General features: G+C 39.5%; 24 protein-coding genes. 16 read left to right on the plus strand and 8 right to left on the minus strand.

Annotated elements, in window-relative coordinates:
• Nucleotides 1–22 precede the first annotated feature (22 nt).
• Both ACYSNU_RS05075 and ACYSNU_RS05080 read left to right on the plus strand, forming a co-directional pair.
• Nucleotides 23–634 (plus strand): family 16 glycoside hydrolase, encoded by a 612-nt coding sequence (locus ACYSNU_RS05075; protein ID WP_461736110.1) that lies wholly within the window; start codon nt 23–25, stop codon nt 632–634.
• Between the two features lie 141 nt (nt 635–775).
• Nucleotides 776–1,444: a type 1 glutamine amidotransferase gene (locus ACYSNU_RS05080; protein ID WP_461736111.1), complete on the plus strand. Its 669-nt coding sequence runs from the start codon at nt 776–778 to the stop codon at nt 1,442–1,444.
• A gap of 81 nt (nt 1,445–1,525) precedes the next feature.
• On the opposite strand, the gene ACYSNU_RS05085 is transcribed toward ACYSNU_RS05080, so the two are convergent.
• The gene (locus ACYSNU_RS05085; protein ID WP_461736112.1) at nt 1,526–1,855 is read right to left on the minus strand and encodes a hypothetical protein; all 330 of its coding nucleotides are present in this window, start codon (nt 1,853–1,855) and stop codon (nt 1,526–1,528) included.
• Nucleotides 1,856–2,689: 834 nt separating this feature from the next.
• Entirely contained in the window at nt 2,690–3,547 is an 858-nt protein-coding gene (locus tag ACYSNU_RS05090; RefSeq protein ID WP_461736113.1) for a LysR family transcriptional regulator, read from the minus strand.
• Between the two features lie 237 nt (nt 3,548–3,784).
• On the opposite strand from ACYSNU_RS05090, the gene citD reads away from it, so the two are divergent.
• The 4 genes from citD (at nt 3,785) to ACYSNU_RS05110 (ending at nt 7,007) form a co-directional block, all read left to right on the plus strand.
• Nucleotides 3,785–4,081: a citrate lyase acyl carrier protein gene (gene citD / locus ACYSNU_RS05095; protein ID WP_461736114.1), complete on the plus strand. Its 297-nt coding sequence runs from the start codon at nt 3,785–3,787 to the stop codon at nt 4,079–4,081.
• Nucleotides 4,082–4,993, plus strand: a complete 912-nt coding sequence (locus tag ACYSNU_RS05100) for an aldolase/citrate lyase family protein (RefSeq protein ID WP_461736115.1) — start codon at nt 4,082–4,084, stop codon at nt 4,991–4,993. It begins immediately after the preceding gene.
• Nucleotides 4,994–5,009: 16 nt separating this feature from the next.
• Nucleotides 5,010–6,566, plus strand: coding sequence for a citrate lyase subunit alpha (gene citF, locus ACYSNU_RS05105; protein ID WP_461736116.1), 1,557 nt, complete (start codon nt 5,010–5,012; stop codon nt 6,564–6,566).
• Between the two features lie 165 nt (nt 6,567–6,731).
• A complete protein-coding gene (locus ACYSNU_RS05110) occupies nt 6,732–7,007 on the plus strand; it encodes a hypothetical protein (RefSeq protein WP_461736117.1) in 276 nt (91 codons plus the stop codon).
• Nucleotides 7,008–7,360: 353 nt separating this feature from the next.
• On the opposite strand, the gene ACYSNU_RS05115 is transcribed toward ACYSNU_RS05110, so the two are convergent.
• A complete protein-coding gene (locus ACYSNU_RS05115; RefSeq protein ID WP_461736118.1) occupies nt 7,361–8,188 on the minus strand; it encodes a LysR family transcriptional regulator in 828 nt (275 codons plus the stop codon).
• Between the two features lie 97 nt (nt 8,189–8,285).
• Between ACYSNU_RS05115 and ACYSNU_RS05120 the strand changes: the two genes are divergently transcribed.
• On the plus strand, nt 8,286–9,308 hold the full coding sequence (locus ACYSNU_RS05120; RefSeq protein ID WP_461736119.1) for a YeiH family protein: 1,023 nt from the start codon (nt 8,286–8,288) through the stop codon (nt 9,306–9,308).
• Between the two features lie 70 nt (nt 9,309–9,378).
• On the opposite strand, the gene ACYSNU_RS05125 is transcribed toward ACYSNU_RS05120, so the two are convergent.
• From ACYSNU_RS05125 to ACYSNU_RS05135, 3 genes are all read right to left on the minus strand, one after another.
• Nucleotides 9,379–10,179, minus strand: a complete 801-nt coding sequence (locus ACYSNU_RS05125) for a TraX family protein (protein WP_461736120.1) — start codon at nt 10,177–10,179, stop codon at nt 9,379–9,381.
• A 190-nt stretch (nt 10,180–10,369) separates the two neighbouring features.
• Nucleotides 10,370–11,968: a hypothetical protein gene (locus tag ACYSNU_RS05130; RefSeq protein WP_461736121.1), complete on the minus strand. Its 1,599-nt coding sequence runs from the start codon at nt 11,966–11,968 to the stop codon at nt 10,370–10,372.
• A 417-nt stretch (nt 11,969–12,385) separates the two neighbouring features.
• Nucleotides 12,386–15,484, minus strand: coding sequence for a coiled-coil domain-containing protein (locus ACYSNU_RS05135; RefSeq protein ID WP_461736122.1), 3,099 nt, complete (start codon nt 15,482–15,484; stop codon nt 12,386–12,388).
• A gap of 1,178 nt (nt 15,485–16,662) precedes the next feature.
• On the opposite strand from ACYSNU_RS05135, the gene ACYSNU_RS05140 reads away from it, so the two are divergent.
• The 5 genes from ACYSNU_RS05140 to ACYSNU_RS05160 all read left to right on the plus strand — a co-directional run bounded on the left by ACYSNU_RS05140 (nt 16,663) and on the right by ACYSNU_RS05160 (nt 20,530).
• Nucleotides 16,663–17,574 carry an ABC transporter ATP-binding protein gene (locus ACYSNU_RS05140; RefSeq protein ID WP_461736123.1) on the plus strand — a complete coding sequence of 304 codons (912 nt, stop codon included), beginning with the start codon at nt 16,663–16,665 and terminating at the stop codon, nt 17,572–17,574.
• Entirely contained in the window at nt 17,567–18,325 is a 759-nt protein-coding gene (locus tag ACYSNU_RS05145) for an ABC transporter permease (protein ID WP_265459514.1), read from the plus strand. Before ACYSNU_RS05140 ends, ACYSNU_RS05145 begins: the two co-directional genes overlap by 8 nt.
• Nucleotides 18,315–19,022, plus strand: coding sequence for a hypothetical protein (locus ACYSNU_RS05150; RefSeq protein WP_461736124.1), 708 nt, complete (start codon nt 18,315–18,317; stop codon nt 19,020–19,022). The genes ACYSNU_RS05145 and ACYSNU_RS05150 overlap by 11 nt, the downstream gene beginning before the upstream one ends.
• 169 nt (nt 19,023–19,191) lie before the next feature.
• The gene (locus ACYSNU_RS05155) at nt 19,192–20,028 is read left to right on the plus strand and encodes a MerR family transcriptional regulator (RefSeq protein WP_461736125.1); all 837 of its coding nucleotides are present in this window, start codon (nt 19,192–19,194) and stop codon (nt 20,026–20,028) included.
• Nucleotides 20,021–20,530 (plus strand): ClbS/DfsB family four-helix bundle protein, encoded by a 510-nt coding sequence (locus ACYSNU_RS05160; protein WP_461736126.1) that lies wholly within the window; start codon nt 20,021–20,023, stop codon nt 20,528–20,530. Before ACYSNU_RS05155 ends, ACYSNU_RS05160 begins: the two co-directional genes overlap by 8 nt.
• A 239-nt stretch (nt 20,531–20,769) precedes the next feature.
• Here the strand turns inward: ACYSNU_RS05160 and ACYSNU_RS05165 are convergent, their stop codons facing one another.
• Entirely contained in the window at nt 20,770–21,069 is a 300-nt protein-coding gene (locus ACYSNU_RS05165) for a bacteriocin immunity protein (RefSeq protein ID WP_461736127.1), read from the minus strand.
• Between the two features lie 271 nt (nt 21,070–21,340).
• On the opposite strand from ACYSNU_RS05165, the gene ACYSNU_RS05170 reads away from it, so the two are divergent.
• From ACYSNU_RS05170 to ACYSNU_RS05180, 3 genes are all read left to right on the plus strand, one after another.
• Entirely contained in the window at nt 21,341–21,922 is a 582-nt protein-coding gene (locus tag ACYSNU_RS05170; protein WP_461736128.1) for a helix-turn-helix domain-containing protein, read from the plus strand.
• A 469-nt stretch (nt 21,923–22,391) separates the two neighbouring features.
• Nucleotides 22,392–22,646, plus strand: coding sequence for an AbrB/MazE/SpoVT family DNA-binding domain-containing protein (locus tag ACYSNU_RS05175; RefSeq protein WP_461736129.1), 255 nt, complete (start codon nt 22,392–22,394; stop codon nt 22,644–22,646).
• On the plus strand, nt 22,640–22,981 hold the full coding sequence (locus tag ACYSNU_RS05180; RefSeq protein WP_461736130.1) for a type II toxin-antitoxin system PemK/MazF family toxin: 342 nt from the start codon (nt 22,640–22,642) through the stop codon (nt 22,979–22,981). Before ACYSNU_RS05175 ends, ACYSNU_RS05180 begins: the two co-directional genes overlap by 7 nt.
• Before the next feature lie 192 nt (nt 22,982–23,173).
• On the opposite strand, the gene ACYSNU_RS05185 is transcribed toward ACYSNU_RS05180, so the two are convergent.
• Complete coding sequence (locus tag ACYSNU_RS05185) at nt 23,174–23,584, minus strand: hypothetical protein (protein WP_461736131.1); 411 nt, start codon at nt 23,582–23,584, stop codon at nt 23,174–23,176.
• Nucleotides 23,585–23,902: 318 nt separating this feature from the next.
• On the opposite strand from ACYSNU_RS05185, the gene ACYSNU_RS05190 reads away from it, so the two are divergent.
• Complete coding sequence (locus ACYSNU_RS05190; RefSeq protein WP_461736132.1) at nt 23,903–24,352, plus strand: MarR family winged helix-turn-helix transcriptional regulator; 450 nt, start codon at nt 23,903–23,905, stop codon at nt 24,350–24,352.
• Nucleotides 24,353–24,373: the final 21 nt, after the last annotated feature.

The following is a 24,373-nucleotide window of genomic DNA, read 5'->3' on the forward strand; positions in this document are numbered from 1 at the left end:
AATAAATTTAAGGAGCGAGATTATGAAATCAGAAAAAATTCCCATGAAGGCTGAGCTGTTTACTGCCAATGATGTATTTTTCACGGAAGAAGTTTTAGCAGGAGAGCAAGTGTTGCGGGTCACGAAAAATCCCGAAGTTTTAGCGGATGATGAGGCAACTTTTGCCCAGTTTGCCACCGATTTTAAAGATGGCACCATTGAGGTTGATGTTTTGAGTCGGCTTTTGCCAGATGCGCCAGAGCATGCTCGGGGCTTTATCGGAGTTGCTTTGAGAATTGATGACCAGAAAAATTTTGAAGGCATTTACGTTCGTCCGACAAATGGCCGAGCTAAAAATCAACTGCGGCGCAACCGAACTGTCCAGTATTTTTCTTATCCAGAGTATAAATTTGATCGCTTTCGGGCAGAAAATCCTGGCGAGTATGAAACCTATGCCGATATTGATATCAATCAATGGATTCATCTCAAAATTGTAGTTAAAGGGACGACTGCTGAATTATTTATCAATGATGCCCAAGAGCCTTCCTTCAACGTCACAGATTTAAAACACGGCGAAGATCAACATGGCGCTATTGGCTTGTGGGTTGATTTAGGCACAGAAGGATTCTTTAAAAATTTAGTCGTATCAAACTAATTTCTGTAGACTTTTACACGGATTTTTATTAAAAATTTCTTTGGTGGACTAAATATCAGCTGGCTGTTAAAATTTTGATATCAAAGGGTATTTGCAGGCGAAACCTAAGTCAAACATTGCCGTTGTTGAGAAAGGATGCTTATGCGAATTGCTATTTTGCAGCACACACCAAACGAAGGCCCTGGATCGATTAAAGACTGGGGGCAGCTTCACGGACACGAACTGTCTATTTATCATCCCTATCAGTTTGGAATTTTGCCGACTGCCAATCAAATTGATTTGTTAATTATTTTGGGCGGACCCATGAGTCCCAATGACGAGTTCCCATGGATTATTGCAGAACGAACCTTAATCCAAGAATTAATGGAACAAAACGTCCCAATTTTTGGGGCCTGCTTTGGCGCTCAACAAATCGCCAAAACACTTGGCGCCGCTATCACCAAAGCCCCTTATAAAGAAGTCGGTTGGGCTCCAGTGTATCTTAAAAGTCAGAAAATTACCGGCCTTTCAGAGAAGTTCACTGCTTTACATTGGCACGAAGAAATGTTTGAGATTCCTGATGGAGCTGAGCTGTTATTCAGCAGCGATTTAGTTGAAAATCAAGGCTTTATTTTAGGGGAGAAAATTCTCGGACTGCAATTTCATTTTGAACCGCAGGCAACAGATGTCCGAGAAATTGCCCTAAATGATGTGGACTATCCACAGGAAAACAATGCTTTAAATCAGACTGCTGCTGATATTTTACAGACGGCAGTGCCTAAAGAAAATAAAGCGCTGATGTTTACCTTGTTGGATTATCTGGTGAAGTAGACTATAGAATTTTTACGCCATCCAATTTTTTGGATGGTTTTTTTGTTGGGGATAGGGGGGATTGGGAAATATTTTTCAGAATTAAAAATAAACCGCTGAGATAGTCCATTCTAGAAGAATGACAAATGCAGCTAGCACCACGGAAAGCAAGCGGATAATCTCCCAAGTTCCTGCACTTATGCGTTCATGCTTTGGTTGGAATCCGGGATTGAGGCTCCGTGTCTGGTAATCGACACTGGAGGAAAATAGCCCACCTTTGGGAATTAAAAAGAAGATGAAAATCACAAAGATAGCCATAGTTGTCAGGTGCCAGTCCTGATTTATTAGCAGTGAAAGGATGATGCCGATTATTATTGGAATGATAGCGTAGAGCAAGCAAGTTCCTACTTGCTTTAAAGAATTATTTTTCATAAGCACTCCTTAAATGAGATATTAATAAAAATTCTACACATCATTTTAATCGTAGTCAAATTTATTTTGTGTTAAAGTTAAATGGAATCGTTAGTCCATTTGCGATGAAAAAAGTATTTTATATGCGTTGCAGAATAGTAATTATGATAAGCAAACTGCAAGCAGTTGAGGTTTGAACTTGTTTGCGCTAAAGTCATCTGCAGTCACGCTTTAAACTTTCTTACAAAATCTTCCAATAATCGCTAAGCACCAAACACAAAATCTTCACAATTTCCGGTTATTATTAACTCATCCCAATAAAACAAACCCAATAAAACACTTTTTCATTTTTTACTCCTAGCCCATCGGTCCCCGCCGATGGGCTCCCTTTTTGTCTTCAGAAAAAAGAGCTCTTTCTGAAAAGCATTGGGTCGCATACAGTCCAACTAAGAGTGAAGCGGAAAATTGTATAAGAGTTGATGGAAGTTGAACTAGCATCCTAACCCGCCAGTCCCTGCTGGCGGGTTCCCTTTTGTCCTGAGAAAAAAGGCTTTTTCTCAGATACACCGGGCCGTATACAGTTCAACTAAGAGTGAAGCGGAAAATTGTATAAGAGTTGATGAAAGTTGAACTAGCATCCTAGCCCATTGGTCCCCGCCGATGGGTTCCCTTTTTGTCTTCAGAAAAGGGAGCTTTTTCTGAAAAGCACCGGGACGCATACAGTTAAACTAAGAGCGAAGCAAAGAAGTCGTTTAAGTGTTGATGAAAGTTGAACTAGCATCCTAGCCCATCGGTCCCCGCCGCTGAGCTCTCTTTTTGTCTTCAGAAAAGAGACCCTTTTCTGAAGAACAACGGTTAATTAGAAAAACTACGAACAAGCTCAATAAATTTTTCTATTTGCGGTAGCTTCAAAACAATCGGTGAAAACATTAAGTATGTTGGTCTGACGAAGGGCTCGCCGTTGGCAAATTTTAACGGTAAAATATCACCGTCAAAATCCTGCAAACAAATTTCTGGGACAATCGCCCAGCCGCCATCATTTTTAACCATCTCAACACAGGTGGTAATATTATCGACGTAGAGTCCGTTTATTTGCTTTGTATAATCATTTTCATGCATCCATTGGAGCAATTCTCGCTCAAAGGCCAAGTCTGTTTTTCTGCCAATGTAAGGAAGCTCCCTAAAAGGAATCGAGCTGTTGCCTTTACTTTTAATGGCACAGATACTCTCTCGGTCTAAAAGAATTTTCTCGCCCTTCCAAGGGTAATCTCCTCTGACAATAGCGACATCAATACTGCCCTCTAAAAGCTGGTTATATAATTTACGACTATGATCTGTGGTGACATGCATGTGTACTTCAGGAAATCTTTTACGGTATTCCGTTAAAATTTGCGGTAACTTATACAAAGAATAATTTAAGGAGATGCCTGCCTTGAGAAATCCTGAAATAATATTTTTGGATAAATCAAGTTTTTCTCTCATCAGTTGCAATTCCTGTGCGATATTTCGTAACGAGCTTAAGACGATTTCTCCCTCAGGCGTAAAGTAGACACCATTACGGGAGCGAATTAAAATCGTGATATTCAATTCCGTTTCAATTGCAGTGATTCTTTTTGATAAAGAGGATTGGGAGACATATAAAAGTTTAGCGGCATGGGTAATGTTTCTAGTTCGATCTAGTGTTAATAAGATTTCAAAATCTCTTTCATCCATAAAATATCACCTCTTGCTATTGATTTTTATATTTATAAAACCACTTAATCATTCCGTTTAGTAATGGAATGATTTTTTTGTTATGCGCTTTCTTGTTTTGATTATAACTTATTTGCTTTGGATATCGAATGTTTTTACAATTCTCTTTCGGAATGGCTGAAGAAGAAAAAATGGACTTTTACACTTTTTACACTTTGTTGTTTACTTAAAAGTAAGAAGAGAAAGGACTGGTAATGAATGAAAATTGAAAAGAATGCTATTGCCGGAACGTTAGAATCTAGTGATGTTCAAGTGACGATTCGCCCTTTAAATCAAGGATTGGATGTGTCCATTCAAAGCAGTGTGATGAATCAATATGGACGGCAAATCAAAAAAGTCGCACTAGAAACCTTAGAAAAATTGGAAGTTGAAAATGCCTCAGTGACAATTGTTGATAAGGGAGCTTTGGAATGTACCTTAAAAGCGAGAATTGAATGTGCAATTTTTCGTAGTGTCAATCAATCAGAAAAAAATATTTCTTGGGGGGTAATGTAGATGATAACTAGACCAACACCTCAAAAAATTCGTTTAAGAAGAACAATGATGTTTATGAACGCCCAAAAGCCCGGCCTTATCAAAGACGCCTACATCTACGGCAGCGATAGTATCATTTTAGATTTAGAAGATGCCGTAGCTGAAAATCAAAAAGATGCTGCTCGGTTTTCGCTGTATCAAGCGTTGAAAAATATCGATTATGGTACAACGGAAGTGTTAGTAAGAATTAACGGTCTGGACACCCCCCATTGGCAGGAAGATATTCGGTGTGTAGTTGCTGGCGGAGCGGATGGCATCCGCATTGCCAAATGTGAAAGTGCGGCAGATGTTAAGCTGGTGGAAGAACATGTAGAAAAAGCTGAAAGGGAATTTGGTATCGAAGTTGGTCGCACACTTTTAATGGCGGCTCTGGAAAGCCCGCTAGGAATTCTGAATGCTTATGAAATTGTTACTGCATCAGACAGAATGTTTGGCTGTGCGATTTCTGGTGGCGATTTTAGAAAGAGTATGCATGTTCAAATTGAAAAAGATGGTATTGAGATGCTGACTGCTCGAGGACAAATGCTTTTAGCTGCCAGGGCTGCGGGTGTTCAATGCTTTGATACGATGTTTCCGAATATTGATGACATGGAAACATTTAAAGCAGAAGTGATTCAAAATAGAAAAATGGGCTTTGATGGGAAAAGCGTGGTAAATCCGAAACAAATCCGTTTCGTTCACGAAACGTTTGCTCCGACGAAAAAAGAAATTGCCTACGCTGAAAAATTAATTCGCTCATTTAACGATCAGGCTGATTCTGGTGTCGGCGTTTATACCGTTGATGGAAAAATGGTGGATATTCCATTTTTTGAAGATGCTAGACGGGTATTGGCATTGGCAAAAGCAACTGGTGTTTATCACGGAGACCTTTAAGAGGAGGGAAAACAAGATGAAGAATGCTGTAAATAGAGAGATTCCAGACACGGTATTAACTAACGGTAAAGAAGTTTATCAAGGAAAATATTATATGGATGGGAAATATATTAAAAAAGATTCTCCAAGAAGCCGTCGCAGTGTCAAACCTGTCGAGACTAAACTATGTCAAAGTATTCGTGAGGCCTGCGAGCGTTGCGGTGCTCATGATGGTATGACTTTTTCATTTCATACAGAATTTCGTGAAGGGGATTATGTGGCTAGCATGGTCGCAAAAGTTTTAGTGGAGGAGATGGGCTTGAAGGATATCACAGTAGCCGCCACTTCTTTAGGTAATGCCCAAGAAATTATTGCTGACTATATCGAAGAAGGAAAAATTATCGGTGTGCAAACTTCTGGCGTTCGTGGAAAAATAGGCGAAGCAATCTCTGCAGGAAAATTAGCAACACCAGCTATTATTCGTAGTCATGGGGGACGGCCTCGGGCAGTCGAAGCAGGCGAAGTTCATATCGATATTGCGTTTCTGGCCGCTTCAACAGCGGACATTTTTGGTAATGCAAAAGGTGTTGATGGAAAAAACAATTGTGGTTCAATGGGCTTTGCTGTTCACGATTCTCACTATGCAGATCACACAGTAATTATCACTGATACTTTAGTTGATTTTCCCAACCTGCCTTCATCCATTTCAGCTATTGATGTCGACTGCGTTTGTCTTGTCGAGGATATCGGGGATGCGGCAAAAATTTCGACTAAAGAAGCGCGGATGACAGATAATCCTCGGGAGCTGATGATGGCTGAAGACGTAGCTAAAGTTATCGCAGCTACGCCTTATTTTAAAGATGGTTTCTCTTTTCAAACAGGTGTTGGCGGACCGTCTTTGGCCGTCAATCGCTTTTTAGAACAATATATGGTCGAGCGTAAGATTAAGATGAGTTTCGCTTTAGGTGGCACAAGCAGTGCAATTTGTGAACTGCAGGATAAAGGTCTGGTAGGGAAAATTTTAGATACACAGGATTTTGATCAAGGAGCAATAAGTCATATTTTTAAACATCCTGATCATTTAGAAATTGATTTGAGTGAGTATGCTAATCCAGCAAATAAGGGCGCCTATGTAAATAATTTAGATTTTGTTGTACTTTCAGCATTGGAAATAGATACAGATTTTAACGTCAATGTTATCACAGGCTCAGATGGTGTCCTGCGGGGTGCCCCTGGGGGACATCCTGATACAGCAGCCGGGAGTAAATGCTGTATTATCGTTACACCACTAACTCGCGGGCGGATGGCAACTGTCTGTGACAGCGTGGTGACTGTTGCTACACCAGGTGATTGCGTGGATGTTTTAGTGACCGATTATGGCATTGCGGTCAATCCATTGCGAAAAGATTTAATTGAAAATCTTGACGCCGCAGGAATCGCCCATGTCACTATTGAAGAGCTGAAGGAAAAAGCATACGAACTAGTCGGAACTCCGGATAATTTGGAATGGGAAGACAAAGTTATCGCAGTCGTCGAATCAAGGGATGGGACAATTCTAGATGTCGTGAAACAGGTCAAACCTTTTGAATTTTAGCCCGCTGTAGGAAAATTGTGTATGAATCACTTTAGAACTTTGGCAAAGCTGAGATATACGCATCTTTCTTTTTGGATTTAAATTGAAATGAAGCTTAAGTTGCCATCGTTTCATAAAATATTCTCTTTCAAATGTAGAGACAAAAATTAAGGTGGAGGGGTTATTATGAGTGAAGATATTATGATTCAAGAAGGGATATTCTTTGGGATGAAGCTAAAAAAGAGGCAAGACAGCTCAGAAATTTTGCAAAGAATTGAGCTTGAGGCTCAGAAACCATCTGCTTCCTCCGATAAATATTATGAATTTTTCAATCAATATATTGCAGCCTGTTCAGTCCTATGCTTGAGAGCTTCCAATCTTCTTTATCAAGCAATTGACAGCGATAATTCGAGTGAGTTAATTTTCTCATTCCTAATCGGAGCAAAAAAAGGTGCACGGTAAACTTTCTTACAAAATCTTCCAATAATCACTAAGCACCAAACACAAAATCTTCACAATTTCCGGTTATTATTAACTCATCCCAATAAAACAAACCCAATAAAATACTTTTTCATTTTTTACTCCTAGCCCATCGGTCCCCGCCGATGGGCTCCCTTTTTGTCTTCAGAAAAGGGAGCTTTTTCTGAAGAGCAACGGGCCGTATACAGTTCAACTAGGGGTGAGGCAAAGAATTTGATTAAGCATGATGAAAGTTGAACTAGCATCCTAACCCATCGGTCCCCGCCGATGGGTTACCTTTTGTCTTCAAATTACAGCCATTGCGTTTGACTCACCACAATTAAAACCCACTCACCTCATCGTCCTAATCTCCGCAATTCAAACCAATGCAAAATTGCTTTTTGGCAATCATCACTGAAATCAGCTGTTGCTTGTTTTTTTCTGAGGAGATAAAAGGCCCGCTGATATTTTTCAGGAAGAATTTGATAAGGAAAATCTTCAACGGCTAATTGCGAGATAATCGAGCGGCCGATGCCTCTATTTAACAATTGGAGGATGACTGCATTGCTATTGATTTCCATAAAGGGGCCGCTGATATTATTTTCCTCCAGAAAAGCTTTAGTGTAATGAAAAACGCCGGAGGTACTTTCTCGAATCAGCCATAAATTTTGATCGGCTTGTCCGGCTAAGACTAATTGATCTTGTTGCAGCAGGGTCCGTTCAAGCTCACGGGAGACTAGCGGCTGTTCAATAAAGGCAAAATCAGCGGAGTGCTTGGTGACCGCATCAAAGGCTTCAAAGGAATTGCAGATGGTCACTTGAAATTGCAGATTGGGAAACTTTTCCAACAGATAATTTAATAAATCCGGTAGCAGATAGCTGGCAAAAGTTTGTGAGACTGCCAGATTGCAAGGGGTCAAAGCGGCTTTTTCTTGTTGCAGCGACTGAACGGTACTATGCCACTGGTCCAAGATTTCCAAAGCTTTTTGATACAATAAATCCGCTTGTGGGGTAGCGACAATTTTTGAGCGGCCGTTGCGCACAAAGAGGCTGACCCCCAGCTCGTTTTCCAAGGCTTTTATTTGATTGGAAACAGTTGGCTGAGATAAAAAAAGTTGTTCAGCGCTGAGGGAGAAGCTTTTAGTTTCATAGACGCTGCGAAAGGTTTCCAGATAATGCATCATGTAATCACTTCCATAAAAATTTTTTTCCTATTCATTATAGTAGTCTATCCAAGTGACAGAATTTTACAAGTATAGTGGTAGTCGAGGAGGGAATAGGATGATAATTTTGAAGGAAAAACCAAGCCAGTTAGTTCTGCAATTAAAAAAAATTTTGCCGGGTTTGGCCCTCGCAATTGCCGTGGCTGTAATCAGCAAGTGGTTGGAACCAGTTTTCCCCAAATTTGGTTCTGCGACAATTGCAATTTTCTTAGGCATTATTTTAGGCAATACTTTTTTTAAAGGAAAGAGACTTGCACACGGTACAAAATTTGCAGAAAGTCGTTTGCTGGAAATCTCGGTGGTACTGCTGGGAAATAGTGTGACCTTTCAGACGATTAGCCAACTGGGATTGAGTGGAGCGGCTTTTATTTTGTTGCAGATGACGGGCACGATTATTTTTACCTATCAAGTGGGCCGCAAACTCAAGTTTAATCAGGAAATGTCTTTAATGATGGCGGGAGGTAATGCTGTGTGTGGTTCTTCGGCGATTGCTTCTATTGCGCCGGTGATTCGCGCTAAAGATGCTGAAAAAGGGCAGATTATTACCTTGGTTAATCTTTTGGGGACGGTGATGATGCTAGTGCTGCCAATGATTGCGACCAGTTTTTTTCAAGAAAATATCTTATCCAGCAGTGCACTTTTAGGCGGTACGCTGCAATCAGTTGGTCAAGTGGTGGGGGCTGGTAAAATGTTGAATGACTCCGTGGTGGAATTTGCGATGCTTTTCAAGCTGCTGCGGGTGGTGCTGATTGTTGCGGTTGTGATTTTGTTTGAAAAATTTGTCAATCAAAAACAAGCTTCACCTGTTGTAGGGCAGAAAAAAATTAATCTGCCCTGGTATATTTTAGGCTTTTTGGCGCTTTGTCTGTTTCACAGTGTCGTTGGTTTTCCTGAAATTTTGAAAGCCGGCGCCCACGATGTCAGTAGTTGGTTGGAGCTAACGGCTCTCGCGGCGATCGGATTGCGTCTGGATTTCACTGTATTTCTTAAGGAAGGGCCTCGCTTTTTAAAATACATTCTCTGTGTTGGCAGCTTCCAGATTATCTTGGCTTTGAGCCTAATCTACTTTTTCATTATTTAAACTTTTCTGATGCAGAATAAAAGAAGACCGCTGGAGGCAATCCAAATTGCTCCGGCGGTCTTCTTTTAAATTATTGTCGTAAGAAAAAGCTGATTATAGCGAAGGCAATGATGTGCAGCGGGTAAAAATAATAGAAAAAGTTGCGCATGCTGCGGCCCTTTTCACCGTTGTATAAAATAATCGGCACGGCGGCGATAATCATCATCCATTGATAATTTTCCGTGAAGGGATTGCCGCTGCCAAGCACTAGATTTAATAAAGCTATAAATAACAGACTAGCAATTTGCCAGAATTTTTTTCCATGGAATAGATAGAACAACACCGCCAATAAGACGAACACGACGCTGCCTTCTGTAGTCAGCAGTGACGGAATGAGTATGCTTAAAATTTGTGTGATTCGACCAGCGATTTGATTGCCGGGAGCTATCAGAATCCCAAGAAATGGAATAACGCTAGCGACAATCGGCAATAGAAATACCAGCAGTCCTTTTGCAATATCTTTGCCTTTTTTATGTTTGAAGCCAGCTTTAAAATAGTCAACGCTGAGCATGTAAATGGTTCCTAAGAATAATGTTTCAAAAATATTATTAAGGACAATTTCATTGTCGACAGAAAAATATGTATTGAGGATTTGATTGGCAATTCCCATAATCCAGAAGCCGTAAAGTAAGCGCAGCATATATTTCTTGCGATTGCGGGTATAGACAAATCCTTCAGAGCTTTCAAATAAAAAAATCGGAGCGGCTATCCGTCCAATCCAGTGAAACCAGAGGGGCACGCCTAGAAAGGAAAAAAATTCAGCCAGATGGTCAATCACCATCGTGACGACACCGAGCATCTTCATTTGAAAACCATTGAGCATTTTGTTCATTGTGAGCACCAGTCCTTTTTTAATCTTTAAATAAAATAACAGATTTTTCTGGTAGCTTCGATAGAATCAGATGACACGCAACGAACAATTTTGTTAGGTGAGGAGAAGCTTCTAACAGTTATTCAACATAATAAAACAGCTTCCCCCAATCATTGGCTTAAAGTAACCGCCAATCAGGGAAAAGCTGTTTTTACAATTTATAAAAGCTGTTAAGGAAATGATAAAATGCTCGGTAGCCATCGAGAAAGGCCAGGTTTCGTTTGGAAATCCGTCCGTAGCCGCCGCTCTCTAAATCGGTGGTGCCGGCATTTTCTTCAATGTCAGTAACTAGCGCTGGGATTGCGGCAATCCAAGAATCCAATAGCTCAAAAGTTCCGCTATCTAATGTGGTGCATTGTTTTAAGTCAATGACATCCCAAAAATATTTGCAGTAGCCGATTTTTGAAATGCCGTCTTTAAGAATGCGGGAGCGAATCTTTTTTTTGCTGCGATTCTGGGTGTTTTTAGCAATCTCAAATTTATTTTTTAGATGCTTAATTTCTTTAACGCAGTCGATTTTTTCCTGATCGCCAGCCATTATCTGTGGGTCCCACGCAAATCTTTCAGGCGGTGGAGCAGTTCGTGTCAAACTGCTCTCTGTATCAATAATATCGGCAAAATTGAATTCAGGAATGTCAGCTGAGGTCTTCAGCTGCTGATTTTCGACAGTCAGTTCGCGGATTTTTAATTCCAGCTGCGTATTGACAGCTTCTAACTTTTCTACTTGCACCGTCAAATTATGCACTTGAATATCGAACTGGCGATTTTCTTTTTGCAGCTGTTGATGCTTCAGCTCAGTTTGATGCTGGAGAATTTTCAGCTGTCGATTTTCAGCCTGCAGGGCCTCTTTGCGGATAATCAGCTGCTCTTGAGCAGTGGATACCTGCTGCGATTTTTCCTGTAGCTGCAGCTGGTCGGCTTTCAAAAGTGCTAACTCGGTTAACAACTCTTGCTTTTCATTTCTCAGAGCGGCGGTCTCAACGCCAGTTAAGTCTGCTTGCTCCTTTGAATTTGACGCTAAATGTTCATCTGCGTCAGTCCCTTTCCCTTGAAGGGTGCGTTCTTTTTCAGACAAGGCTACTTCCAATAAAGTTAGCTGCTGATCCTTTGTCTGCAAACGTCTTTTTTCTTCTTCTAATTGAGCCGCCATTAGCTGTAATTCATTAGCAATGGCCGGGTCTCCATTTGGTGAAGAATTGCCAGCTGCCAGCATTTCTTGGTTGGCAGTCTTTAATTGAAGATTTTCTTGCTTCAGGGTAATTTTTTGTTTGTTTAACTCATCTAATTCGGTGTCCAGCAGCGCTTTATCAAAAATCAGCTGCCGATTTTCACTGTCTAAAATTTTTTTATCCGTGTGGAGTTGTTGTTTTTCCTGCTGTAATTTTTGATTTAGGCGGTCAGCTTTTTTGGTGGACTTTTGCTGTTTTTGCAGCAATTTTTGGGCATGGCTGTAAAAAAGCTGATAGAAAAATTCATAGACTTGTGGCTTGAATTCCCCTAAATTCAACGCAGAATCATCTTCTAAATAAATGATCAAAGAAAAGTCGTCGCCTTCTTTTAGCTTCCACCGGTACAAACGCAGTTGACCGTCGGCTTGATTCAGCACTTTAATTAATCGCTGTACATCCTTTTGCGTGACTTCCTGTAAAATAGTTTCGGAGGATGAAACGGTAATTTTCCGTAAAACTAGATTATCAGAACGCTTGCGGGGATGATAAATTTTTACTGTAAATAAATTCCCAATAACCATAAGCTTTCCCTCTAACGTTAAAAATTCGAAAATGATATCGCTTAGCCTCAATTTAATGGTACATGATTGGTCGTTAAATAACAAGTTAATTTTATATTTTGATAAATGACTAGCTAAATTTAATAAAATGCTGATAAAAATAATAGTTTTCTAGATTGACTTAAAAAAATTTTTTCAAAAATTTAATTCAACTGGTTTAAGGCTTCTCCTACTGAATAGGCCTTACCGTTGTATTTTTAGAAAAGAAGCCACTCAGCTAGGTTTTAAAAAATTATCTTTATTAAAACAGAAAATAAGAAATGTTCTCCTCTGGATTTTATAAATAACATTTTTAATAGTTTGAAATTTTTTTGTTCTATTCTAAAGAAGCAGCGCACCTGAATTTTACTGAAAAATTCAGGTGCGCTGAAGAGCTACTTATAATTTATAAAAGGTGCCTAAAAAGTCATATAGGGCAGTATAGGCTTCAATATAAGCGGCATTTTGGCTGGATATTTTGAAGGTGCCTTTGGTTTCTGCATGCTTGTAATTGGTCTCAATCTCGATTTTTTCAATAAAATTTGGAATATTGCTAATCCAAGAATTGAACAAAATATAAGTTAGATTGTCTAGGTCGCAGATATTTTTTAAATCGACAACTTCCCAATAATACTTACAATATTCGACTTTGGACATATCGCTTTTTAAAAATTGCGCCTTAACTCGCTTTTTCGTCCGCAGTTTTACCCCTTGAGCTCGTTTGAATTTTTGCTTCAACTCTTCAATGTCCTGAGTCGTTTCTAAGCGGGACTGTCTGCTGGCAGGCTCAGTTGCTTCAACAATTTCATCCTGTTGAATAATTTCTTTGTTGGCCAATTGCAGCAAACGTGATTCAAGATCTTGATTAGTCGCTTCTAACTCTTGAACTTTTTCCTTCAAACTAGCTGTTCGGTCGGCTTTATATAGGCGGACATATTTATCATTGAGCTCTTCGAATTTTAAAACCAGCTGTTGATTTTTTGAAGCTAATAGCGAGCGCTCATCCTCCAACTGCTGTCTTTCCATTTCCCAAAATTCCCTTTCCTCCGAAAGTTTAGTATTTTCACTGAGGAGTTCGCTAGGGTCAGTTTGCAGCCGCTGATTTTCGTTTTCCAAATAGTGGCTTTCTTCGATGAGCCGTTGATTTTTCTCTTCGATGGCCTCTTTCTCTTGGGCTAATTGCAGGCTCTTTTCTTCTAGCAATTCTTTTTCAGCCTGTAATTGTTGAACGATGGTATCAAAATCATCCTTTTGTCCTAAGAGCTGCTGATTTCTGGCTGTTAGCTCTTGTAATTTTTGTTGAGCTTCCTGCTGATCTGATGCAAGCGGGGGAGTCATTTCTAAACGTGCCGCTTCATTTGCCAATAATTCTTTTTCATCTGTCAATTGTTGGTTGGCAGATGCTAATTGTTGTTTCTCTTCAGCTAATTGTTGATTGGCATCCTGTAATTGCTGAACTTCATTTTTTAATTCTTCAACTTCAGGGTCAGCTGTTCTTGGACCAGTCACCGGCAAGAGAGCAGCAACGGAAAATTCTTCATTTTCTGCTTGTAGCTGCTGATTAGTGGCGGCTAATTGATTTTGCGATTGCTGCAGCTGTAAATAATCTGCCTGCAATTGTTGGTAATCAGTCTCAAGCTGATTGAACTTTTGCTGTTCTGCGAGTAATTGAGTTGCTTGTTGCTGCCAATGTTCCTTCTCTTGGCTAAGCTGCTCGACAGAGGCCTGTTGCTGTTCTTTTTCGGTTGCCAAAGCTTGATTGGCAGATTGCAAGGCCTCTTTTTCTGTTGCTAATTGTTGGCTAGCTGTTTGTAAGGCTTCTTTTTCAGCGGCAATTTGTTGCGCTGCTGCTTGTAAGGTTTCTTTATCTGCATTTAATTGCAGGCGCGTCGCCTGCAAGCTGTCTTTTTCTGTCGTGAATTGTTGATTTGCGGTCAGCAAACTTTCTCTTTCAGTAGTGAGCTGCTGATTAGCACTGCTGAGGGTTTCTTTTTCAGCGGCCAAAGCTTGATTAGCAGTTTGCAGAGTTTCTCTTTCTGCGATTAATTGCTGGTTCATTAATTTCAACGAATCGTGTTCGGCTTTTAATTGCTGCGCTTCAATGCTGTTAGGGCCGGCTTCACTTTGCAGCCGTTGATTTTCCTGCTGCAGCATTTCTTTTTCGTAGCCCAGCTGCTGATTTTTAGTTTCAAGAATTTCCTTTTCAATTTCAAATTGCTCGGTTTTGGAAGCAAAGCGTTCTACTTCGCTTTCCAACTGACTGTAATTGCGGGTCAGCTGAGCCTTTTCCGCCGTCAATTGATTAAGTTTTTCTGCCAATGGTTGACTTTCGTTTTTCAATCGGAGAATTTGTTCGGCTAATTGACTCTTTTCTTGGGCTTGCTGAGTTTTTTCTGCCTGCAAAAGATTACTCGTTTCAATCAATTGCGCTTTTTCAGTTTGCAATTGCTGAACTTGGATTTCCAAAGTTTGACCAGTCTGGGCTGTTTGCTGAAGTTCTAGCGTGAGTTGTTCCTTTTCAGCCTGCAATTCTTGAAGCGTCTTTGTTAACGTTTGTTTAGCGTTATTCAGCTGTAAAATATCGGCAGTCAGCTGCTGTTTTTCCAGCTGGAGCGTTTCACTCTCCTGTGTTAATTGCTGAATTTTATTGGTTAAAACTTTTTCGGAATTGTCCAGCTGCAGGTTAGTCGCAGTCAATTGTTGTTTTTCCAATTGAAGCTGTTCTTTTTCCTGGGATAATTGCTGAATCGTACCGGCTAAAACTTGCTCTGATTTATTTAAGTCGTCATTGGCTGCGGCCAGCTGTTCTTTATCCTTTTGCAATTGACTGATTTGCATACTAAAGGCTTTGGTTTCAGTCTTAAGCAATTCATTTTTAGAGGCCAACAGCTCTTTTTCCCGAGTGAGTTTTTGGTTTTGCGTATCCAAGTCAGCTTTTTCGGCCTCTAGCTGTTGTTTAACTTCGTTGAGCTGGTTAGTGTCAGCAAGCGAAGCTACTGTTTCAGCCGGTAGTGGACTTAAAAGCTGCTGCTGATTTTCTGCAGCGAGGCGGTCTTTTTCCAGCGCTAGCTGCTGGTTTTTGACATCCAGCAGTTTGCGGTCCTCCTCCAACAAATCATTTTTAGTCGTCAACAGACTAGCTTTCTTTTTCAGCTGAGCCAACTCTTCCTGCGTTTTTTGGAGAGTCTGCTGATACAATTCATCAGAAAAATGGCGATAGACAAGGTACTTCAAATCAGGGGCATTTAAAGACGCACGCTCCCGTAAGAGAATCGTCAAAAAATACTCCTGTTGCTGATTGGATTCTAATTTCCAGCGATACAATTTAAAATTATTGTAGGCTTGGTTCAGTTCGTGGACCAATTCCAGTAAATCTTCCTCTTCAATTTCAAGAAAAGCCGGGTTGGTGGACTCGATTTCGATTTTTCTAATCAATAAATTTTTCGGATTTTTCCGAGCTGAATGGACAGTTACGTGTAGAATACCTCGGTTAGGCATATAAATTCCCTCTTATTTCAAATATATCTGCGTTCATTTTCATTTATGTTTATGTTAACTTATTTGTCTTAAAATAACAAGTTATTTTAATATTTTGGACAATATTTGCCAAGCTCATTAAAATGTAAAATAATAATCCCCTATATAATTTTTAGCTAATAAAATTAACCAAAAGTAAGGGAGGGGAGTGTTATATTTCTGCCTAGGGTTTCTTGTCTTGGGTATCTGTTATTTTAATTGCAACAGCTCATCATATCTCCAGTGGTTATGAAGGCGTAAAATTGAAAAGAATTATTTTTAAAATAACAAAAAAACTTAGCAATAAGCAAAAAGAAGAATATCAAATAGTTTGGCTCAAAACTAATTTTAATACTTGATTAGCTGCTGCAAATTTTTGAAAGCTGCGTAAAGAAAAATAAGTAGTTTTTATCCTATAAAGAAAAAGTGAGTATGACAATTTGCCTTTGGGTACCCTTCGGCTGTAGAAAACCAAAGGCAAGACTAAAAGGTTTCTTCAAAGGGTATTTGGAGAGCGCTGTTCAAATAGACAGCTCAAAAAGATTCTTGTTTATAACTTGTAGCATTTTTTCTAACACCAATCAGATGCAGTTGTTTGTTTTGTTAGACACTCTTATAAGATGAGAAATTCTGAACAGTCGTAGCGGCGAGAAGGCTGAGAGTTATAAAACGGGAGGGAGTTTAAAAGGCGACATGTTGTTCTGACAAATAAGTTTGTCATTTCGCAACTAAAACTACCGCCAGTTGAGAGCTGCAGTTCTTTTTTGAAGCAAAATAAAAAATTTTGACTCAAATCAGCGCTGTTAGTTTCAACTAATTTTGTTATAAAGGTCTAATCGGAGGCGGCCTAATTAAAAGAATAAAAGGTTGGCAGGCGTATCTGATATAAAAATAAACTTAAGCCATTTATCGTGAAAAATTTTTTTAAAATGATAGCTCAGAATTATTTCAAAAAAAAAATTCCAGTTCTCTAGATTGAAAATTGCTCAGAATGTCCTTACACTAGCAAAATTTCTGGACAATTCTAATATTAGTTTACGACTTATTTTAAGCAAAAAGATTTATTTTTGGCTTTTTTCAAGAAAACAGCCCCAACTGTGCAAGTATTCGATATAATTAAAATTATAAGAAAAAGATGAAGGACTGTATGGGGAAGCTAAATGAAAAAAGTCATTGATTTTATTGATGTTCAGAAAAGTTTCAATAAAAAAATAGTGCTATCAATCCCACAGCTGCAGATTTACCAGCAGCAGGCAGTCGGGATTATCGGGAAAAATGGTTCAGGCAAATCAACGCTATTAAAAATTGCCAGTGGCCTACTGTATCCAAATCAGGGGAGCGTGCGCATTCTGGGCAACAGTTCTCAGCATAAACGGGTCAAGGAGAAGGTCCGCTTTGTTTTGGAAAGCGGCCAAGGCTATTATGATTACCTGACAGCTCGGGAAAATATGGATTATTTCTTGGCAATCAATGGTTTTTCTTTGCAAAAGCTCAAGGCTGAGGCCAAGCGTTTGGGGGATTATTTGGATTTTTCTCAGCACATGGATAAAAAAGTTTCAGCGCTGTCACAGGGCAATCGGCAAAAAATGTCGTTGATCATTGCTTTACTGCAAAGGGCGCCGATTTTGGCATTAGACGAGCCGACTAATGGCTTGGATATTCCCACCAAGCAAAAATTGGTGCGAGTCTTGCAGCAATATATTCAAGAAAATATGGCGGTCGTTTTATTGACGAGCCACGATGTGGAATTTTTACGGCAATTTACCACACGGATTCTCTTATTAAAGGACGGGCGGATTACCTTTGACGATGCACCGGGGATTTTATTTCGTAATCAGTCGCTGGAGAAATTTGAATTTCAAATTCACTATCAGGAATATCTGGAAAAAAGCTCGTTGATTGCTAATCGTAAAAGTATTCGTGTTCAGCAAACAGAAGGGGGCATCACGACGCTCATCTGTTTAAGCGAAGAGGATAAGCGCTTTTTGCTAAATCACTTTGACATTTTAAACATGAGTTTAGCAGAGCGGACGATGGAGGATATTTTTAGCGAGGTTCTGACCTATGGGTAAATTTTTCTGGTATGAAGCCTTAAGGGAGCTTCGCGAGCTGCAAAATTATCGAGTCAATTTAATTTTTGCTAATCTGTCATTGGTCGTTTTATTTTGGGGCTTTACGAATTATTTTAGCAGCGGCAATCCAAATGCCATGTTTTTTCTGCTATTTGCTTGGTATTTCGCTACCCACAGTACGACGGTACCGACCTTCATTATTGAAGATGAAATAAATGACCGAACAATTATTTCCCTTTATCAAAGCAAGTATTCCATTGAACGGCTAGTTCTTTGGCGCTGCGGTGTCCAGATTTTTGTCGATACCCTCAAAGCGATTCCGCTATTTGTCCTATTAGCCTTTATCACAAAGGCCTCCTTAGGCGACATCAGCATCTGGTCCATTCTGTCGATTTTATTTTTGGATTACTTGGTGATTATTGGACTCTATGGGTTGGGGATTTTTTTCAGCAGCTTTACGCTGTTTTTCAGTCGCACCTCTAGTGTTGTCAGTTTATTAAATTATTACATGCTGTTTTTCAGCGGCTTAACCAATGAGCGGCAACTGTCACCGATTTTAAAAAAAATTGCCGACTTGTTTCCTTTTCAAGAGCTGAATCTTTTAATCAGCAGTATTTTACAAAACCAAGTGCCAACGAGAATTTTGCTGATTTTATTGGCAAAAGTGGTCGCCTATTGGCTTTTAGGGCTACTTATTTTTCGCGGGGCGCTGAAGTTGGCCATCAAGGGAGGGAAACTTTTTGGGACGTAAGCTCTTTGCTGAAGTCAAACGCTTTATTTTAATGAAGAAAAATTATGGCTTGGACACACTTTTTGATTGGATTGGAGAATGGATTTTTGTGGCCGGGCTGATTGTCACGGCCCTGACTTTCCAAGAAGACGTTGCTGTAGGCCAGCTTTTCATCTGGTATGTCGGCTGGGTGCTAATCTTTGAAGGAATTCAAGAGCTGGAACTGGAAATCCGCCGCAATCAAATGAAAAATTTACTGAGTTTGAAAAACAATTTATTTGGTACTTATCTGTATCGAGGGTTAATTTATTTAGTGTTTGGCAGCTTATTATTTGTCGGCATATTATTTTTGGTGCGACCTGCTTCACTACCGGAGTTGGGCAGTTTTCTTGTCAGCGGCAACGGCTTAAAAATGTTGTCGTTAAATGCCCCATTACTACTCTTAATGTATTTGCTGCTCTTAACGTGGGCGCAATATTTTGAAAGAATTAGCACTGCTGTCAGCTTTATCAATACGCTATCCTTGATGCTATCAGGTTTAGTTTTCCAAACTTTACCCTTTAAATACTTTACTTATGCAGCCATTTTAGAAGGTGTCATCAATTGGGAGCCCCTTGAAGTCATCGTCTATCTGTTTCTACTTTTATTATTAAGCGGACTGTTGGTGAAAAGTTATCGCAGCTGCCAGCGGAAAATTTATTTAGCGGGCGGCATTTAGCAATTGCCGCCTTATTGATGAAAATAATATCTGAAAAATTACTTAACCTGCAAATTTAGAGCTGTTTTATTTCCCGCTGAAATATTGCTTTTTTTAGCTTGACCTTGTCACTATGTCAAAGTTTACAATAGGTTTAACAAATCAAAAGAAAGTTAAACGGGGTGGGGAAATGTTTCAGATTGGTGAATTTTCAAAACTGTCCGGTACTAGCACTAGAATGTTGCGGCATTACGAAAAGTTGGGCTTGCTGCTGCCGCAAAAGACGGATGAGTACACCGGCTATCGTTTTTACAATGCCGGACAGCTGCAAAAAATCAACCGCATAAAAAAATTGCAGGCAATGGGCTTGTCCTTGGTAGTGATTCAGCAGATTTTATCAGAAGAGGACCCACAGGTATTAAAAAAACATTTGGCAATTCGGGAAGTGGAAGCGGCGGAGGAACTAAAAAAAATTCAACAGCAGCAGGCTTTGATGAATAGTTTGCAGGAGGTCTTAGGCTCAGAAAAAGCGCTGGATTATCATGTGGTCCAAAAAACACTGCCCGCCAATTTTGTGATGAGCACTCGGCAGGTAATTGCTGATGCCGCTGGTGAAAGCGTCTTGTGGCAGAAGTTATTTACCATTGCCGAGGAGCAAAAGGTTCAATTTGCGACGCCAGCTCTGGCCCTCAGCATCTATCATGATCCAGAATACCATGAAGAAAATATTGATTTAGAAATTCAGATGGCTGTCTTGAGGGACTACCAAGAAACTGAAACCATAAAATTTTTTGAAACACCGGCATTGCCAGTGGCTTCCGTTACTTTTAACGGGCCTTATGAACAAATGCCCGACGTGATGGCCGCTTTGGGTCAGTGGTTAGAAATCAATCACCATCGTTTAGCTGGCCCCATGCTGAACATCAATCATGTTTCCCCCGCTCAAGATCCCAATCCCGAAAATTGGGTGACCGAAGCCTGCATCGTTATTGCGCCGATTAATGGAGAGGATGAGAGAAATGGCTAGACCACAGGATAAAGCAACACTAATTGCCCAATCACAGGAATACTATGAGCGTCTGATAAAATTAATTGAAAGTCTTTCACCGGCGGAACAAGCCGGCACCTTTCCTTTTGATGACCGGGACCGCAATTTGCGGGATGTCCTGATTCATTTATACGAATGGCATCAGATGTATTTGACTTGGGTTCATAAAAATTATGACGAGGGCATCAGTGCCAAATTTTTACCGGCACCTTATACGATGAAGATGACGCCAGAATTGAATCAGCATTTTTGGCAGCAGCATCAAGAAACATCTCTCGAAACTGCGAAAAAACTACTGGCTGAGAGTCATCAGGCTGTGATGGCCGAGTTTGACCGTTTTAGTGACGAAGAACTTTTCACCAAAAAATATTTTCCGTGGACGGGGACAACTTCTCTGGGTAGTTATAGTGTTTCCGCCGCTTCAAGCCATTATGACTGGGCCTGGAAAAAAATTCGCAAATACCAAAAAACTTTGAAGTAAGGGAATTTGAATCATCTAATTCTAAACTAGTTGCCACTCGTTAATTTAGGTAATTGAATATTAGAAAAACTTTTAAATTTTTAAAAGCTGGATTTTCCGATATGGGTAAGCCAAAATTAACTCCCTTTTCAACCAAAAAAACATCGTTTGCTAAGGACATCTAGTGACCTTTTTCGGGTCATTAGATAAAAGCAAACGATGTTTTTTTGCAGGTAAGAGGACAAAACTTCCACAGAAATTTAAAACCAAATCGGTATCATCATACAAGAAACGGCAATGCCTTTGTATTTAGCAGCTGCAGGTTTCAGATGATTGAATAAATCAATCAAAGACCGAGGACAGTCCCGTTGATGTCCAAGAACATAAATTGCAATTTCATCACATAGTTGTGCCGCAATAAGATTTGCATCTCCCTGTTTTTCTAAATCGTGGGCAGCCGTAAAAATCATTTTTTCTAACTCGGGATTTCCCTTCACTTGGGGGTCCTGATACGTGCTACTTAAGAAATCCATCGTCTTTTCAATTGTTTCTTTTGACATAATTATCAGCTCCTAGTCTCAGCTTACTCCGATATCAAGCAAGTTCAAGGGGATGCCATTAATATGACGAAAGTGTTAGATTTTTTGGGTTGAAGAAAGCTTTCCGCTTAAAAAATAAAAGACCTGAAATTTATGGATTCACAAAAATAAAAAATGCAAAAAAGCCCATTCTAACAACATTGCAAGCGACTCTTGCTTGCGGGAGCAAAAGAGATTTGCTAGTATTTAGAAGGACTTTTGTTAGAGTAAAAGTAGCTAGGGAGGGATGCAGATGTTTAGCGAGATGATTAAGAAACGTCGAAAAGAATTGGCCTGGACGCAACAGGATTTAGCCGACAGATTATTTGTGACCCGGCAGACCATTTCAAATTGGGAAAATGGTAAAAATTTTCCGGACATTCCCACACTTATTCAAATCAGCGATCAGCTGGAACTTTCCCTCGACTATTTACTCAAGGGAGATGCCAATTATATGAAGAAAGTTGAACAGGACTATGCCATGATTGCTCGCGAGAAAAAAGCCAGAAAGTTGGGCAGGGTTGTTGCTGCTTTAACCATCGCCGTAATATTAATAGCTTTAAGCGGGACAACTTTAATTAATCAGCAAATTTTAAGTGAAAAATGGCTGGTTGTCATTATCCTGACGCTGTGTCTGCCGCTGGAAATTTTTAGCTACATACTTTACAAAACCTATTTCAAAGACGACTCAAATCCGCTGCAGCCGCTATGGGTACCTAAAGCATATGGCGTTGGCCTCGCCATCAATCCCAATCATTTTATCGGCAAGTTCATCTGGTTGATCATCTTCATCTTTATTTTTGGATTATGGTTTTATGCTTTGTTCTTTTTGTGAGGCGGGTTTTCAAAAAAATTGTTAAATCAATTTGGCTTGGAAACATTTACCTGATGAGTTGAGCGAGTTGAGTTGGTAAAGATTTTTTTATAAAAAATTTTGTCAGTGATCAGCACCCTGTTAATCTGTTTGGATTGGCTGGGTGCTTTTTTTGGAGGCATTTTATTTTTGAAATCTATTTTGAATAACCCAAAAATAGCAGGATTTCAGGTGATGCTTGGTTATCCTTCACGTTTAAGACCTTTTTAAAATACCTTAAAAAGTAGACTCCTCAAATGAAAACAGCAGGAAAATTATTATTTATAAAGAGATAGTAGCGCTAAAGGTAATTTTTCTTTGTTAGAAAATCATCAAGAAACAGTGTTAGCCTGTTAATTAATTTTGTAGGGTTAACTTTCGAGAGGATTTAGCAAAAAATATCCGGAAGATATCTTTCGTGATATACTAAAGGAAAAAGGAGGCCAATTCGATGACTAAAATTACCGTAAATAATTGGGGAAACAGTTTGGCAATTCGTATTCCAAAGGATATTTCTCAAAAATTTAATGTTGAGAATGGCGACAAGTTAAATATTGAAATTAAAGATAATCAACTAATCATTACCCATACAGTTGAAGAAGAAAAAACGCTGACCTTTGAGGAGCTTTTTGCAGAGTATAATGGCGAAAGCTTTAAGACGGAATTGATTGATTTTGGTGAAAGCACAGGCAATGAGCAATGGTAGTTAAACAAGGGGATATTATTAAAATTAATTTGAAACCTAAAAAAGGACATGAACAGCAAGGGTATCGCCCCTGTATTTGTCTAAGTTATAAAGGTGTAGTTAAATATTCCAATGTGGCTATTTTTGCTCCTATCAGCAACACCAAAAGAAATTATCCACTTTATGTTGAGCTGAGAGGAACAGAGACAAGCGGCAAGGTGTTGCTGGATCAGTTGGTAACTTTAGATTTTGAAGAAAGAGGCTATACCTTTGTTGAAAGTGTCCCCGATGATTTGATTCAGGAACTATTGATGAAATCTAAAGTAATGTTCCAAAAGGATACAAATAAAGCCTGAGACATTAGTTAGAACAAAGCTGAACTTTTACGAAGGACATCTAGTGAAAATTACTAGATATTGTTAATTTGCGACGAGGACCTACTGGATTGCAGGAGCAAATATGACATAGTTCGAGATTTCATCTGAAAAAAAACTAATGTCACAGCCTCAGATGTGGACTGCTATTCTCCGAATTTTCAAAACGCTCCACTACTTTCCACCAAACTCGCCGTCAACTTCGCTAACTGTCAGCCAATTTTGCTGCTGCCATAGTTCGATTTCCGCAAAGCAAGGCACGGCTGGACTCGGCTGTTCCTTTAAAATTATCTGAAGCCGTTTTTGATGAAGTAATTTTTGGCCTAAAGCATAAGTGGCTTCAGCAAAAGCAGCGGCACCGATGTAACCAGGAATACCATTTTTTTCTTTATTGTACAAATAGAAAATATCAGCAGCTTCAATATCACGAAAAAATTGTGTGAAAATTTGTGGGTACTCTGCAACTATATTATCGGTTTCCTTGGGATAATTTAACACTTGATAACCTTGCGCTTGGAGTGATTTGGCTAAATGTTGAAAGTCTGCTTGGAAAGTGATGCTACCGGATATAATAATTTTTGTCATGGCTGAAAATCCTTTTTTTATCCAGTATAGCAAACGACACTAAGAGTTGTTGGATTTTTCTCAATAGGTTAGCAGCCAAAAAAAATTTAGCAGTATCAATAAATTTTGCAGTTTCGACAACAAATAAAATAGTTCGACGGAAAATAAATATTGAGTTATTGGAATGAAGCGTAAAAACAATAAAATGAAAACTCTCCTGACTGTTTTTCTGTAAAAAATAGAAAAACAGTCTTTTTTCGTATGCTTTTTCTTGACTTAAATTAAAAGGCGCTATATAGTTAGTCAGGTAACTATATTGAGATGAACGGAGGTGTGCAGATGAATCCGCCAAAGGAACATCGAAACGAATTGGGCTATGAAATTCGCGAATTATCGATTTTACTGGGACGCTACATTGAAAATGAAAGTGCGAAGATGGGTGTTCAGCATATGAAAGGTCCGCAGGCTTGGGCTTTAGGTTTTATAAAAAATCAAACGGGTCCGGTTTATCAAAAAGATTTGGAGGAGGAATTGTCGATTCGCAAACCTACCGCCAGTCGCCTAATTGATCGACTCGAGCAAAAAGGTTTTGTTAAACGGGTCGTTTCCACAACGGATAAACGTTGGAAGCAGATTATTTTAACAGAGAAGGCCCAAAAAGAAATGGAACAGGTGGATGGTTTCATTGCTTCTGTTGAAAAGAAAATCAAAGCAAATTTATCTGCTGAGGAAATTGCCGCATTTAAGAAAATTGCCGGAAAAATCAAAGCCAATTTTGCAGCCGATTAAATTAGAAAAAGCAATTATAGT

The organism is Enterococcus sp. LJL120 (genome assembly GCF_054871765.1).